Genomic DNA, 12,743 nt, shown 5'->3' with positions numbered 1-12,743 from the left:
CATGTTGGATCGAATGGATGAGCTGGCTCCGTTGTTTGGCATCTCTTTATACGAGACGCTTGTCATGGTCATTGTTTCGCTGGTCATTGCGACCATCATCGGAATTCCTCTGGGGGTCCTGCTGGTCGTTACGAGGCCGAATCATTTATACCCCAACAAATGGATCTTCCAATTGTTAAACACAATCGTCAACATTATCCGGTCGCTTCCGTTTATCATCTTGATGCTTGCGATCATCCCGTTTACGGAGCTGATAGTCGGAACTTCCATCGGGATCCGGGGGGCCATTGTACCGCTCATCGTCTATATTGCCCCATACATTGCCAGACTCGTTGAAACAGCTTTCCTGGAAGTCAATTATGGAATCATCGAGGCGTATAGAGGGATGGGAGCTTCACGTTTTCAAATTGTCATCAGGATCATGCTGAGGGAAGCACGACCGGGAATCTTGCTTTGCATGACCATTGCCTTAATCGGTTTGATCGGCGCCACTGCAATGGCGGGTGTGATCGGGACAGGCGGACTCGGTGACCTGGCACTCAGATACGGCTATCAGCAATGGGATTTGCCGGTCATGTTTGGCACCGTCATTATCCTGATCGTACTCGTGCAGATCATCCAGTCCCTGGGGAACTATTTTGCAAAGAAATTGAAGATGTCGGCCTAATTGAACCCGGACGCAGTGAGATGTGCATTCGTCACTTTCAGGACGTGAATCGTCACTTTCAAGACGCGATTCGTCACTTTCAGGACGTGATTCGTCACTTTCACGGGCCGATTCGTCACTTTCGAGCCGCCAATCGTCACTTTCACTAAAATAGGCATCATCCGATTCGCTTTGGATGATGCCTCTCTTAATTAGCGCTTCCCGTCCCATTCATCCTGAAACTCCGCCAGAAACGCCTCCATATACCGGTGCCTTTCTTCCGCGATCCGCCTGGCTTCTTCCGTGTTCATCAGGTCCTTCAGCTTCAGCAATTTCTCATGAAAATGCGCGATGGAAGTGCCTGTGTCGCGGCCCGGGTCATGGATTGCCTGTCCCCGGTTGCCGCCGAAGGCGAATGTTCGTGCGATTCCGATGGCGCCGATCGCATCCAGCCGGTCGGCGTCCTGGACGACCATTCCCTCGATGGTTGATGGGCGCTTTGAGCCGTTCTTGCTGAAGGAGACTTCGTCGATAATCGTGCAGACAGTCTCAGCCTGGGCGGGCAAAACACCGTGCTCCTCCATGAACGCCCGCGCGTTCGGCAGCCCGTTGCCGGTGCCGAACAATTTCGGGTCGTCCGCATCATGGAGCATCGCAGCGAGCCCTACCAGTTCCCGGTCGGCACGTTCCGCTTCCGCGAGCCTCATTGCCATCCGGTACACCCGGAGCGTATGGTGGACGTCGTGCCCGGTCGCGTCCTCGCCGAACAGTCCGCTGATCCGTTCCAAAGCCGCCTTATATAAAGCCGGGTTCATCCGATCTCCCCCTTATGAGCAGTTCTCTCCATTCTACCATCCGCAAAGGAGTAAGATGGAAACACCAGGGGAGGGATTTCGATGCAACATTTCCAGCGTGATATAAAAGACCATTGGCGGGTGCGTTATCAGAACCCCGGCTTCCCGCATGTCCAGCAGGGCTGGGTGCTGCCGCCGGGGCAGGAGAAGTCGTTCGATCCGTTTATTGTCATGGCGGAAGACTGGTTCAAGCGGGGGACGTTCTCCGACCATCCGCACCGCGGTTTCCAGACGATCACCTACGTGATCGACGGCCGGCTCGAGCATATCGACAATGCCGGCGGCTATTCGGTGCTGGACGCAGGAGACGTGCAGTATATGAACGCCGGGTCCGGCGCCCGCCATGCGGAGGAGGCGTACGAGGACGACCTCATCCATACGCTACAGCTATGGCTGAATCTGCCGGAGCGGCTGAAGGGGTCAGATTCCTTCTATCAGAACATCCGAGTGGAAGACGCACCTGTTGCCGAGTTGGACGGCGGCGCGGTCAGGGTTTATTCCGGTGATGTTGCAGGCGTGAAAGGACCGATGGAAAGCCTCGTGCCGATCACGATGGCGGAAGTCTCGCTCCGGGAAGGCGCCGAGTACAAACACGTCCTGCCGGAAAACCACAACGGCTTTCTTTATGTGCTGGCTGGGGAACTGGTTGCGGGAGAATCCGGAACCGTCCTGTCAAAGACGGATATCGCCACGCTCACCTTCAATGAAGAAGGGGAGGAGTCAGCGCCAAGCGAACTGAAAATCCGAGCCAACAGCAGGACCCGCGCGCTGATCTATTCCGGCGTCCCGCTCCGCGAGAACGTCGTCGCCCATGGCCCGTTCGTCATGAATTCCGAAGACGAGATCCGCCAGGCTTTCTTCGACTACCAAGCCGGCAAATTCGGTCCGCCTGCTGTTAAATAAGGAATTAACAAGGCCCCGCCGGCGCGCGGGGTTTTGCAGTTGCAGAAAAGGGAAACGTTGCAGTAATGAGCTGAGACGTTGCGTTAATCAGCTGAGACGTTGCCATAACAGGATGAAACGTTGCCATACTAAGTTGAGGCGTTGCCATATGAGTAAAACGTTGCGATATAGTGGAGAAGCATCGCTGAATACCGCGAAAAACGCAGACGATAAAGCCGATCCAAAAATAAATATTCCGACTTCAAAAAATGGGTTGCATGGTCAGTTTTTCTTTGCTAATATAAACGTTGTCCGATTGAGACACGGCCCCTTGGTCAAGCGGTTAAGACACCGCCCTTTCACGGCGGTAACACGGGTTCGAATCCCGTAGGGGTCATATACGGAGGGGTAGCGAAGTGGCTAAACGCGGCGGACTGTAAATCCGCTCCTTCGGGTTCGGCAGTTCGAATCTGCCCCCCTCCACCACTTTTTATGTTTAAAATGCCCGTTCCCGGGTAACATTAAAAAGGCAACACTTCATAGCGTTGGGGTATAGCCAAGCGGTAAGGCAACGGACTTTGACTCCGTCATTCGTTGGTTCGAATCCAGCTACCCCAGCCATTTTTTTATTTTCATGAGCCATTAGCTCAGTTGGTAGAGCATCTGACTTTTAATCAGAGGGTCGCAGGTTCGAGCCCTGCATGGCTCATAACGGAACGCCTTCCCGGCAGCGGGAAGGCGTTTTTTCGTGTTTCTTTATGAATTCTCCATCCCGCCCATCTTGCGCTCCTTTCGATCCTCTTCGTCTTCCTTGCTGTCCCGCCTGACTTCCTGACCATCATCGGCTTCATTCATTTCCTCTGTGGCTTCTTCCATCTCTTCCATCTGCTCTTCGATTTCCTCCATCTCTTCCTGGTATTCCTCTTCAACCTCGGTGGTGGAAGGGAGGAACGGTTCGGTATTGTAGTCGACGCGCTTGCCGTAACGGAGCATCTCATAGATGATCATGCCGTTGTTGGGCATGCCGTTGATTGTTTTCATCGGAATGACATCGAACAGCACATAATAGAACTGGTAAAACAGGAACCGGTTCCAGAAGGTCACGTTCTCCGTGACGACATCGTTGGCCAGCAGCGCGTTCAGAATAAGCGCGGGAACAGCGTTGATCAGAATCGGCCCTGCGTATAGAAAGACATAAGCGAACTTGCCTTTTCGTTTCAGGTCATCATAAGAAAACCAGCTGTACAGATGATAATATTTGCGAACATCAAAAATCCAAAATTTGAATAACCGCGGACCTGACCCGATTGTCAGGCGGGGGTTCACTACGCCGAAGAGAGCGCCCGTAATGACATAGCCCAGCTCGCGCTGAAAGACGACGACCGGCAAAATGATAAATGCCGAGATAATCAGTGAAATCAGATCCTGAAGGCCGAACATCGGCATTCCCCCTTTCCGTCCGAGGACTCTACCCCTTCTCATACCCTTAAAACATCGGTGTATGACTGCCGTTTAATGGGAAGGCGTGTCCGAAGGGGCCAGGCGGGATTCCCTGTGCGAGATTGCTATAATGGATAGGAGATATTTGAGAGGGGGATTCGACGGTGATTCTGAATAACGCGAAGCTGTATGGCCAGGATGGCCTGTGGACAATCGATATTGAGGATGGACGGATCCTGTCGGTGACCGCCGCCGGAGAGACGGACGTATCGGGCAAGGATGTAAGAGACCTGGAAGGTAAACTGGTCCTGCCGCCTTATGTAGAGCCGCATATCCACCTCGACTACGTATTCACGGCAGGCACGCCGCGCTGGAGCAAGTCGGGTTCGGTCTTCGAGGGAATCGAAATCTGGGCAGAGCGCAAACAGCTGTTGAATGAAACAAAGGATGACCTGAAAAAGCGGGCGCTCCGGGCGATCGAGCTCCAGGTGAAGAGCGGCATCCAGCACGTCAGGACACATGTCGACGTCAGTGATCCGACACTCAAGGGCATGGAAGCGCTTCTTGAAGTGAAGGAGGAAGTGAAGCCATGGGTGGACCTCCAGCTTGTGGCGTTCCCTCAGGAAGGGCTGTACACGAAGCCGGAAGGCGAAGAGCTGCTGATCCGCGCAATCGAGATGGGCGCGGACGTCATCGGCGGCATCCCTCACTATGAGCTCACCCGTGAAGATGGCGTGAAATCGGTGATCCGGGCGCTTGAACTCGCAGAGGAGTACGGCAAGCTCGTTGATATCCACTGCGACGAGATCGACGATGACCAGTCGCGATACTTGGAAGTGCTGGCGGGAGAAGCGCTCCGCCGCGGCATGGGCGACCGGGTGACTGCAAGCCACACCACTGCGATGGCATCCTACAGCAACGCCTACACGTACAAGCTGTTCCAGACATTGAAACAGGCCGGCATCCATTTCGTGTCGCTGCCGAAGGCAAACCTGCATCTGCAGGGCCGCTTTGACGCCCATCCGGTCCGCCGCGGAGTGACCAGGGTCAAGGAAATGCTCGCGGAAGACATCAACGTCTGCTTCGGGCTGGATTCGATCGTGGACCCGTGGTACCCGCTCGGTAACGGCGAGCTGATGAGTGTCGTCGACGCAGGCCTCCACGCCTGCCACATGACCGATTATGCTCATATCGTGAAGGCGCTTGACCTGGTCAGTGTCAACGGGGCGAAGGCACTTCATCTCGGTGACGAAGAATACGGCGTGAAGGAAGGCAACCCGGCCAATCTCATCGTCATCAACGCCGACTCGGAATACGAAGCGGTCCGCACGCAGGCACCGGTTCTCCTGTCGATCCGGAACGGCGAAATGATCACAGAAACACAGCCGGCTGTAACAGAAACGACGTTCCGGCCGGAAGCATAAGCATAAGCTTAATCTGAAGAGAGAGGTGGACCCGTGAAGGTTCTCGAGTTGAATGGCGTCAGGCTCAGGAAGTTGGAGCGCAAAGATTTCGATGCGCTCTGGGAACTGTATTCACCGGATATCTTCTTTTTTATGCTGAACCAGGTCGAGACGAAAGACCGTTTTGACCAGTGGCTTGAAACCGGGATTACCGCGATGGAGACCGGGGACAGCTGCCTGGCGTTTGCAGTGGAGGACGCGGGTACGGAAGACATGATGGGGACGACCCGGATCTTCGGCATCGATCCGTTCAACAAGCTGTGCGAGATAGGCTCCACGTTCTACGGCAAGGAATACCAGCGAACCCATGTAAACACCACATCGAAGTACCTGTTGCTCCGCCACTGCTTCGAAGAAATGGATATGATCCGGGTCCAGTTCAAGACCGACTCGGAAAACGGACGGTCGCAAAAAGCGCTCGAGCGGATCGGGGCGAAGCTTGAAGGCGTCATGCGGAACGAACGCATCCGCTCCAACGGCAACCCGCGCGACGTCCATCTCTACTCGATCATCGACCGCGAATGGCCGGAAGTGAAACGGCGCTTGGAGCGGCTGATGGCCAGGGATTGAAGAAACCGGCATACCATCCGTAAAAGGAGGCATGCCGGTTTCATTTTCCGGTCAGATCATTTAATTTGGCTTCGATTCTGTCCAGCTGCTCTTTCCGTTTTCTGCGGGATCGGCTGAACAGCACAACAGCCGCGATGATGCCTGCAACAACTGCCAGGTAAAAAGTGATGACTAAAAGGTCACCCAGGTTGGTCAATGATCCCATCTCCCTTATCATATTGTTTATAGCCTAACTCACAAGCTGAATATGGAAAAGACTAGAAGCGATCAAAACAGGCGGGAAGGGAGTCATCCAATATGGATTTCGAAACAGTCATGCAGGAACTTGAATCCCTGGGCAAGGAACGCACGAAAAAGATGTACATGTCCAACGGCGCGCATGAGCCGCTTTTCGGTGTGGCGACCGGTGCGATGAAGCCGATGAAGAGAGCGATCAAGATCGATCAGAAGCTTGCTGAGGAACTGTACGCGACGGGCAATTATGATGCCATGTACTTCGCGGGGGTTATTGCCGATCCGAAGGCGATGACGGAAGCGGATTTTGACCGGTGGATGGATGCGGCGTATTTCTACATGCTGTCCGACTATGTGGTGGCCGTCACGCTTTCCGAGTCGCCTCTGGCACAGGAGATCGCCGACAAATGGATCGCAAGCGGCGAGGAGCTCAAGATGTCTGCGGGCTGGAGCTGTTATTGCTGGCTGCTCGGCAGCCGAAAGGACGATGAATTCTCCGAGGATAAGCTTTCATGGATGATGGAAACCGTGAAAAACGAGATTCATGATGCGCCGGAGCGGACCAAGTCGGCGATGAACAACTTCCTGTATACGGTAGGAATCTCTTACAGTCCTCTTAGTGAACAGGCACTCGAAACCGCACGGGAAGTCGGCACCGTCGAGCTGAAGCGGCCCAACAAAAAAAGCAGTTTCCTGAACGCCTCCGAAAACATCCGGAAGGACCTGGACAAAGGAAGGCTCGGATTCAAGCGAAGATATGTCCGGTGCTGAGACCGAAAAAAGCCTGTATCTGGGAGGAGGCGCCTCCTCAGATACAGGCTTTTATTATGTGTTCAGCTTTTCCCACTCGCTCAGTGTCATCCGTTCCGTCAGCTTGTTCGGATTGTCCATCTTGCATATGAACTCCAGGCTGTTGCCGTCCGGGTCGTTAAAGTGGATCTTGGCATGGGCATAGTCCTCTTGTGGCATCACAAACGGTTCGTCCGGACCAAATCCGAATGCCTCCCTTGGCTCGTATCCCCTTTCTCTTAACCAGCTGACAGCACCTTTCAACCCCTCGAGCGATACCTGGAAGGCGATGTGCCGGATAGATGGGTGATAGTCCAATTCGACTTTCTCAGATTGCCATAGACCCAGCCAGCTTTTGTCTTTTTCGATCCACAGAAAGGCCAGCCCCTCTCCGTGGGTGTGTGCAATTTCCAGCCCGAGGCCGGTGTAAAACTTAAGCGAGCGTTCCAGGTCACTGACCGGCAGATGGGCTTCATACAGTCCCATGATCATGCTTGGAATTTCCCCCTTTTTCCATGGTGTACACGACCATTATAACGGAACAGACTGACTCTTCCGATGAATAATTATCCTATTCTTTGTCCGGTTGAGCCATCTGCCTCTTTCAATTCATAATAGTAGCAAGATGTGAAAAGGGGGATGCAGCATGAACAGTCAGAAAGAAATTTCCATCATCGGAGTTCCGGCGGATTTCGGACAGAGCCGGCGCGGGGTAGACATGGGGCCGAGCGCAATCCGCTACGCGGGTGTCGTGGAGCGGATCGAGGCGTTGGGGCATATCGTAATGGATGAAGGGGATATTCCGGTCGACATGGATGCGCCGCGCGAAGTGTCGGGCACGAACCTGAAGAACCTGAAGGCAGTCACCGAAGGGAACCGGAAACTAGCCGAAAAGGTGTCTGAGACGGTCCGCGGCGGACGTTTCCCGCTGGTCCTAGGCGGCGATCACAGCATCGCGATCGGGACGTTGGCCGGACTGAACGAGCACTACAGCAACCTCGGGGTCATCTGGTATGACGCTCACACCGACCTGAATACAGCAGAGACGTCACCATCCGGGAACATCCACGGCATGCCGCTGGCCGTCGCGATGGGACTCGGCCACGGGGACCTGACCTCGATCGGCAGCGGGCCGAAGGTGAAGCCGGAAAATATCGTCGTCATCGGCGCGCGCTCCATCGATCCGGGAGAGCGTGAACTGGTAAAGGAAAAGGGCATCCGTGTGTATACGATGCATGAGATCGACCGGGACGGCATGACAGCAATCATGCAGGATGCCATCCGCTATCTGGAAGATCGAGGTGTCGACGGCGTGCACCTGTCGCTTGACCTGGACGGGCTGGATCCGCTTTACACTCCTGGTGTCGGCACTCCGGTGCAGGGCGGCCTCAGCTACCGGGAAAGCCACCTGGCGATGGAAATGCTCCACTCGGTCGGACGCATCACTTCAGCTGAATTTGTAGAAGTGAATCCGATCCTCGATGAGCGCAATAAAACAGCAAACGTCGCCGTCGGCCTGATGGGCTCATTGTTCGGCGAAACCTTGATTTAAAGGCGTTTTGAGCCGGTTCCCGACCAAGGGGACCGGTATTGTACTTTTTCAAGATTTTTAGATTTTCCTTTGATACAATGAAGTCAATAAGTGGGATTACAGTGTACGGTAAGACATGGGTGTTCTGAATTCAAACTTTTTCACAGAAAAAGTGAAACCCTTTGAAGCGCCCGTCCGTATACCAATTAGCCGCATGAAGCGGGGGGAAATCGAGAACAATGGAAGACATCGTCAAAAAAAGAATTAAACAAGTCCTGAAGGGGGACCAGTCGGCTTTCGAAGAAATCGTTTCCCTCTATCAGAACCGGCTTTACCAAGTATGCTATCGGATGCTGGGCAATCGGCATGAAGCCGAGGATATCGCGCAGGAGGCGTTCATCAGGGCGTACATCAACCTGCACACGTTCGACCAGAAGCGGAAGTTCTCTACATGGCTGTACCGCATCGCGACCAACCTCTGCATCGACCGGATCCGCAAGAAAAAACCGGATACGTTCCTTGACGCACCGGTGCCGGGGACCGACGGGCTGGATCATTACTCCAGCCTCGCCCATGATGCGCCGCTGCCGGAAGAGGAAGTCGAGAAGATGGAACAGCAGGAGCGGGTCCAGTATGAGATCAGCCGCCTGCCGGACAAATACCGGTCGGCGATTGTCCTGCGCTACATCGAGGAACTTCCGCTCCAGGAGATCAGCGAAATCCTTGAGCTGCCGCTGGGCACAGTGAAGACACGCATACATAGGGGCCGCGAAGCCCTTAGGAAACAAATGAAGAAGTTGTAGGAGGGAACCGGGATGAAACCGTGTCCGGAAGAATTTGTCCAGTACATGCATGATTATCTGGACGGGGAAATCACCCGCCGGGACGAACAGATTCTGAAAGAGCATCTCGAGCAATGTCCGGCCTGCCAGGAACATATGGACCAGCTTAGCCGTTCGGTCGCATTTCTGAGCAGCGCCTCGCACATCGAGGCACCCGAAGGATTTAGCAGCCGCATTATGGCCTCGCTGCCGAAAGAGCGCCAGAGTGCAGGCTTGCGCCGTTGGTTCGGCCGTCATCCGATGCTTGCCGCAGTGGCTATGTTCATGCTCCTTGCCGGGATTACCCTGTTCTCTAATTTCAATACATCCGACGGGCAGCTCGCCGTGTCCACACAGCCAAATCTCGTCGTCGAGGGGAACAAAGTCATCGTCCCCGAAGGCGAAAAGGTTGAAGGCGACCTTTTTGTGAGAAACGGTGAACTGCATATTGAAGGGGAGGTCGAAGGTGACGTCACCGTCATCAACGGCTCCAAATATATGGCCTCCACGGCCGTCGTTTCCGGCCGGATCGAAGAAATCGACCGGGCCTTCGAATGGCTCTGGTACACGATCAAGTCCGGCATCAAAGATGGCCTGTCCGTCTTTGAAGGCCCGGATGCCGGTGATGAGGAAGAGTAAGGCAAGCGCGCTGTAGGGCGCGCTCTGTGACTGCAGGCTTTGCCTGCAGTTTTTCATTTGCACCGATCAGGGGAAGTGACGAAAGACCAGACACCACGTCCAGAGTCGGACACACACCTAAAAAATCCGCCGCCCCATTCCGGGTCGGCGGATTTCTTTATTTCACCATATTCTCCGCACCGATCTTTTCATAAAGACCGCTTTTTCTCAGGAGGATTTTCTTCTCGTCCGGGATGCCCTGGAAAAGGAGGCGCACTCCCTGGCGTTCGGCGAGGTCATGTGCGAAGGAGAGGGCTGCGACGCCGCCCGCATCCAGCGCGGAAAGCCCGTGGAGCCGCAGCATCAGGACGTCGGAGCGGGTTTCCAGCAGTTTCTCGATTTCTTGTTCGAACACCTGGGCCGTACCGAAGAAGAGCGGGCCTTCCACTCTGGCCGTTCGTAACGACGATTCTTTCGGGATGCCGCTGTAGATATAGTCATCCGGCGTTGCCTCTGCCGGCCGGACTTTCAGCTTGCCGCTCATCTTTTTGAGGAAGGCGAGAACGGCGAGGAGGAAGCCGACCTGGACGCCGACGGTCAGGTTGACGAAGACGGTCAGAAGGAACGTCACCCACAACACAGCCGAGTCGCCGGTCTTCAGGTGGGAAATCTTAATGAACGAACGCAGGCCGCTCATGTTCCAGGCGACGAGCATGAGGATCGGCGCCATGCTGGCGAGCGGCACATGCGAGGCGAACGGCGCAAACAGCAACAGGACAAGCAGGACAAATACGCTCTGGACGACACCGGACAGCGGGCTGACGGCTCCCGCCCGGATGTTGGTTGCGGTGCGGGCGATGGCGCCGGTCGCCGGGATCCCGCCAAAAAGCGGGGCGGCCATGTTCGCAATTCCCTGTCCGAACAGTTCGCGGTTGGATGCAGACTTTTTGCCTCCGGCCATGTTATCGGCGACGACTGCGGACAGCAGCGACTCGATCGCACCGAGCGCCGCGATGATCAGGGCCGGCTGCCAGAGTTGGAGAATTTTGCTCCCGGTGATTTCGGGAAGACGGAACTCCGGCAACTGTTGTGGAATACCGCCATAGGCCGTCCCGATCGTCGGGAGGTGTCCTGGGTAGAAGATCACCGACACAAGTGTCGGGATCAGAAGGGCGGCCAGAAAAAGAGGGACGCGCGGCGCGATGCGGGGCAGGATCACGATGACCGCGAGCCCGATCGCCGCGGTCAGGAACGCATACCCGTTAAATGTGCCGAAGTTTCGCAGGAGTTCCCACATGTTCTCGTGGAAAAATTCCTTTCTTTCCACGCCCTTGAGGCCGAAGAAGTTGCCGATCTGGCCGGTAAAGATCGTGACGGCGATTCCCGCGGTGAACCCGATTGTCACCGCCCGCGGGACAAAGTGGATCAGGTCCCCGATCTTCAGAAACGACATGATGACAAGGAAAATTCCTGCCATGAAGCCGGCTACGAGCAGGTCCGAGTAGCCGTACTCCAGGACGATCGCGAGCAGGATCGGGATGAACGCGCCTGTCGGTCCTGCAATCTGGAAGCGGGAACCGCCGAGAAGCGCCACAAGAAGACCGGCGATCACTGTCGTATAGATACCGTATTCCGGCTTTACTCCGGAAGCGATCGCAAACGCCATGCCAAGCGGGATAGCGACAATCCCGACAGTGATGCCGGCGAGAATGTCCTTCCTTGCCGTTTGGCCATTCAGCGACTCGAAACGGCCCAAGTTCCTCATGATGATTCACACTCCGTTATATGATTTGAACGGGAACCTTTAATAAAGTCCCGATAATATACATGAATCATTATAAGTTAAAATGAGGAAATATGAAACAATATTATAGTACTATAGTTACAGCGCAACTACGCGGACAGCCCCATCAGCTTCCGCCCGGATCGCCGTGAAACAGAACCGTTCCGCCCGTCTTGCAATAGCCGTCTCCAACATCAAAAGGATATCGTTAAGGCGAGCGGGAGAACCATCCGGTATGGTATACTATCCGATATGCAAGCGTTTAGAAAAGGCGGGGATGCCTGTGGCGTTCTTTGAGCGTTTTACGGACCTGACATGGGTGGAAGTCCTGGTGAATATCCTGGACATTCTTCTGGTCTGGTACGTTCTTTATAAACTGATTACCATCATCAAGGGCACGAAGGCTGTCCAGCTGCTTAAAGGCGTGTTCGTCGTAGTCATCGCCTGGTTCGTCACGAAGGAACTCGGCCTGACGACGATGTACTGGATCATGGAGCAGGTGCTGACGTGGGGGTTCCTCGCAGTCATCATCATCTTCCAGCCGGAGCTCCGGCGCGCGCTCGAGCAGATCGGGCGCGGCAAGCTGTTTTCCAGGAGCAGCCTGGCGGAGGAAGAGGAACGGGACCGTCTTGTCGAGGCCGCCACGAAGTCGGTCGGCTATATGGCGAAGCGGCGCATCGGCGCGCTGATTTCGATCGAACGGGAGACCGGGCTGTCCGAGTACATCGAGACCGGTATCCCAATGAACTCGGAGCTGACTTCAGAACTCCTCATCAATATTTTCATCCCGAATACGCCGCTCCATGACGGGGCGGTCATCATCCAGCAGAACCGCATCGCCGCAGCGGGATGCTATCTGCCGCTTTCGGAAAGCCCGTTCATCTCTAAGGAGCTCGGCACGCGCCACCGCGCGGCGCTGGGGCTCAGCGAGGTGACGGACGCGATTACGATCGTCGTTTCCGAAGAGACGGGTGCCGTCAGCCTGACACGCAACGGCGATCTTCACCGCAACCTGCCGCCTGAGGAGTTCGAGACACTGCTCCGGAAGATGTGGTTCGGCCCTGCGCCTGAACCGCAGGCCGCCTCCAAGCGGAAACGGGGAGGGAAGTAGT

15 protein-coding genes and 4 tRNA genes are annotated in these 12,743 nt (G+C 55.2%); 13 read left to right on the top strand and 6 right to left on the bottom strand.

Annotated elements, in window-relative coordinates; translation table 11 throughout:
* Position 1: 1 nt before the first annotated feature.
* The gene (locus tag AC6CHQ_RS05680; protein WP_498081096.1) at positions 2–667 is read left to right on the top strand and encodes a methionine ABC transporter permease; all 666 of its coding nucleotides are present in this window, start codon (positions 2–4) and stop codon (positions 665–667) included.
* On the opposite strand, the gene AC6CHQ_RS05675 is transcribed toward AC6CHQ_RS05680, so the two are convergent.
* Both AC6CHQ_RS05675 and AC6CHQ_RS05670 read right to left on the bottom strand, forming a co-directional pair.
* Entirely contained in the window at positions 664–825 is a 162-nt protein-coding gene (locus AC6CHQ_RS05675; RefSeq protein ID WP_498081095.1) for a hypothetical protein, read from the bottom strand. The two genes, AC6CHQ_RS05680 and AC6CHQ_RS05675, sit on opposite strands and share 4 nt — an antisense overlap.
* Positions 826–858: 33 nt before the next feature.
* Positions 859–1,461 (bottom strand): HD domain-containing protein, encoded by a 603-nt coding sequence (locus AC6CHQ_RS05670; protein WP_498081094.1) that lies wholly within the window; start codon positions 1,459–1,461, stop codon positions 859–861.
* Positions 1,462–1,542: 81 nt separating this feature from the next.
* Here AC6CHQ_RS05670 and AC6CHQ_RS05665 point away from each other — a divergent pair, with 81 nt between their 5' ends.
* The 5 genes from AC6CHQ_RS05665 to AC6CHQ_RS05645 all read left to right on the top strand — a co-directional run bounded on the left by AC6CHQ_RS05665 (position 1,543) and on the right by AC6CHQ_RS05645 (position 3,091).
* Positions 1,543–2,403 (top strand): pirin family protein, encoded by an 861-nt coding sequence (locus AC6CHQ_RS05665; protein ID WP_498081093.1) that lies wholly within the window; start codon positions 1,543–1,545, stop codon positions 2,401–2,403.
* Positions 2,404–2,707: 304 nt separating this feature from the next.
* A tRNA-Glu gene (locus AC6CHQ_RS05660) sits at positions 2,708–2,779 on the top strand.
* Between the two features lie 5 nt (positions 2,780–2,784).
* Positions 2,785–2,868, top strand: a tRNA-Tyr gene (locus AC6CHQ_RS05655).
* A gap of 60 nt (positions 2,869–2,928) precedes the next feature.
* A tRNA-Gln gene (locus tag AC6CHQ_RS05650) sits at positions 2,929–3,003 on the top strand.
* A gap of 15 nt (positions 3,004–3,018) precedes the next feature.
* Positions 3,019–3,091: transfer RNA gene (locus tag AC6CHQ_RS05645), tRNA-Lys, on the top strand.
* A gap of 47 nt (positions 3,092–3,138) precedes the next feature.
* Here AC6CHQ_RS05645 and AC6CHQ_RS05640 read toward each other — a convergent pair.
* Positions 3,139–3,822, bottom strand: coding sequence for a hypothetical protein (locus tag AC6CHQ_RS05640; RefSeq protein ID WP_498081092.1), 684 nt, complete (start codon positions 3,820–3,822; stop codon positions 3,139–3,141).
* A 164-nt stretch (positions 3,823–3,986) separates the two neighbouring features.
* Here AC6CHQ_RS05640 and codA point away from each other — a divergent pair, with 164 nt between their 5' ends.
* Together codA and AC6CHQ_RS05630 are read left to right on the top strand one after the other, a co-directional pair.
* A complete protein-coding gene (gene codA, locus AC6CHQ_RS05635) occupies positions 3,987–5,246 on the top strand; it encodes a cytosine deaminase (RefSeq protein ID WP_498081091.1) in 1,260 nt (419 codons plus the stop codon).
* Between the two features lie 33 nt (positions 5,247–5,279).
* Entirely contained in the window at positions 5,280–5,855 is a 576-nt protein-coding gene (locus AC6CHQ_RS05630) for a GNAT family N-acetyltransferase (protein ID WP_498081090.1), read from the top strand.
* A gap of 40 nt (positions 5,856–5,895) precedes the next feature.
* Here the strand turns inward: AC6CHQ_RS05630 and AC6CHQ_RS05625 are convergent, their stop codons facing one another.
* Positions 5,896–6,051 (bottom strand): hypothetical protein, encoded by a 156-nt coding sequence (locus AC6CHQ_RS05625; protein ID WP_498081089.1) that lies wholly within the window; start codon positions 6,049–6,051, stop codon positions 5,896–5,898.
* Positions 6,052–6,152: 101 nt separating this feature from the next.
* Here AC6CHQ_RS05625 and AC6CHQ_RS05620 point away from each other — a divergent pair, with 101 nt between their 5' ends.
* The gene (locus AC6CHQ_RS05620; protein ID WP_498081088.1) at positions 6,153–6,860 is read left to right on the top strand and encodes a DNA alkylation repair protein; all 708 of its coding nucleotides are present in this window, start codon (positions 6,153–6,155) and stop codon (positions 6,858–6,860) included.
* A 54-nt stretch (positions 6,861–6,914) separates the two neighbouring features.
* Here AC6CHQ_RS05620 and AC6CHQ_RS05615 read toward each other — a convergent pair whose 3' ends face one another.
* Positions 6,915–7,370: a VOC family protein gene (locus AC6CHQ_RS05615; protein ID WP_092052654.1), complete on the bottom strand. Its 456-nt coding sequence runs from the start codon at positions 7,368–7,370 to the stop codon at positions 6,915–6,917.
* A gap of 154 nt (positions 7,371–7,524) precedes the next feature.
* Here AC6CHQ_RS05615 and rocF point away from each other — a divergent pair, with 154 nt between their 5' ends.
* From rocF to AC6CHQ_RS05600, 3 genes are all read left to right on the top strand, one after another.
* A complete protein-coding gene (gene rocF, locus AC6CHQ_RS05610) occupies positions 7,525–8,430 on the top strand; it encodes an arginase (protein WP_498081087.1) in 906 nt (301 codons plus the stop codon).
* A 218-nt stretch (positions 8,431–8,648) separates the two neighbouring features.
* Entirely contained in the window at positions 8,649–9,212 is a 564-nt protein-coding gene (gene sigW / locus AC6CHQ_RS05605; RefSeq protein WP_092052647.1) for an RNA polymerase sigma factor SigW, read from the top strand.
* A 12-nt stretch (positions 9,213–9,224) separates the two neighbouring features.
* Complete coding sequence (locus AC6CHQ_RS05600; RefSeq protein WP_498081086.1) at positions 9,225–9,869, top strand: zf-HC2 domain-containing protein; 645 nt, start codon at positions 9,225–9,227, stop codon at positions 9,867–9,869.
* 157 nt (positions 9,870–10,026) lie between these two features.
* On the opposite strand, the gene AC6CHQ_RS05595 is transcribed toward AC6CHQ_RS05600, so the two are convergent.
* Complete coding sequence (locus AC6CHQ_RS05595; RefSeq protein WP_498081085.1) at positions 10,027–11,613, bottom strand: SulP family inorganic anion transporter; 1,587 nt, start codon at positions 11,611–11,613, stop codon at positions 10,027–10,029.
* A gap of 295 nt (positions 11,614–11,908) precedes the next feature.
* On the opposite strand from AC6CHQ_RS05595, the gene cdaA reads away from it, so the two are divergent.
* Positions 11,909–12,742, top strand: coding sequence for a diadenylate cyclase CdaA (gene cdaA / locus AC6CHQ_RS05590; protein ID WP_498081138.1), 834 nt, complete (start codon positions 11,909–11,911; stop codon positions 12,740–12,742).
* Position 12,743: the final 1 nt, after the last annotated feature.

Source organism: Bhargavaea sp. GQ12 (genome assembly GCF_059758705.1).
The sequence above is the reverse complement of the archived record's forward strand: the minus strand, read 5'-3'. Positions and strand labels throughout refer to the sequence as shown.

What these genes read in the sequence shown, in the direction of transcription:
- AC6CHQ_RS05600 (WP_498081086.1), top strand. Translation starts at nt 9,225, where the DNA reads ATGAAACCGTGTCCGGAAGAATTTGTCCAGTACATGCATGATTATCTG.
- sigW (WP_092052647.1), top strand. Translation starts at nt 8,649, where the DNA reads ATGGAAGACATCGTCAAAAAAAGAATTAAACAAGTCCTGAAGGGGGAC.
- AC6CHQ_RS05640 (WP_498081092.1), bottom strand. Translation starts at nt 3,822, where the DNA reads ATGTTCGGCCTTCAGGATCTGATTTCACTGATTATCTCGGCATTTATC.
- cdaA (WP_498081138.1), top strand. Translation starts at nt 11,909, where the DNA reads ATGCCTGTGGCGTTCTTTGAGCGTTTTACGGACCTGACATGGGTGGAA.
- rocF (WP_498081087.1), top strand. Translation starts at nt 7,525, where the DNA reads ATGAACAGTCAGAAAGAAATTTCCATCATCGGAGTTCCGGCGGATTTC.
- AC6CHQ_RS05615 (WP_092052654.1), bottom strand. Translation starts at nt 7,370, where the DNA reads ATGATCATGGGACTGTATGAAGCCCATCTGCCGGTCAGTGACCTGGAA.
- AC6CHQ_RS05675 (WP_498081095.1), bottom strand. Translation starts at nt 825, where the DNA reads ATGCCTATTTTAGTGAAAGTGACGATTGGCGGCTCGAAAGTGACGAAT.
- AC6CHQ_RS05595 (WP_498081085.1), bottom strand. Translation starts at nt 11,613, where the DNA reads ATGAGGAACTTGGGCCGTTTCGAGTCGCTGAATGGCCAAACGGCAAGG.
- AC6CHQ_RS05680 (WP_498081096.1), top strand. Translation starts at nt 2, where the DNA reads ATGTTGGATCGAATGGATGAGCTGGCTCCGTTGTTTGGCATCTCTTTA.
- AC6CHQ_RS05665 (WP_498081093.1), top strand. Translation starts at nt 1,543, where the DNA reads ATGCAACATTTCCAGCGTGATATAAAAGACCATTGGCGGGTGCGTTAT.
- AC6CHQ_RS05620 (WP_498081088.1), top strand. Translation starts at nt 6,153, where the DNA reads ATGGATTTCGAAACAGTCATGCAGGAACTTGAATCCCTGGGCAAGGAA.
- AC6CHQ_RS05670 (WP_498081094.1), bottom strand. Translation starts at nt 1,461, where the DNA reads ATGAACCCGGCTTTATATAAGGCGGCTTTGGAACGGATCAGCGGACTG.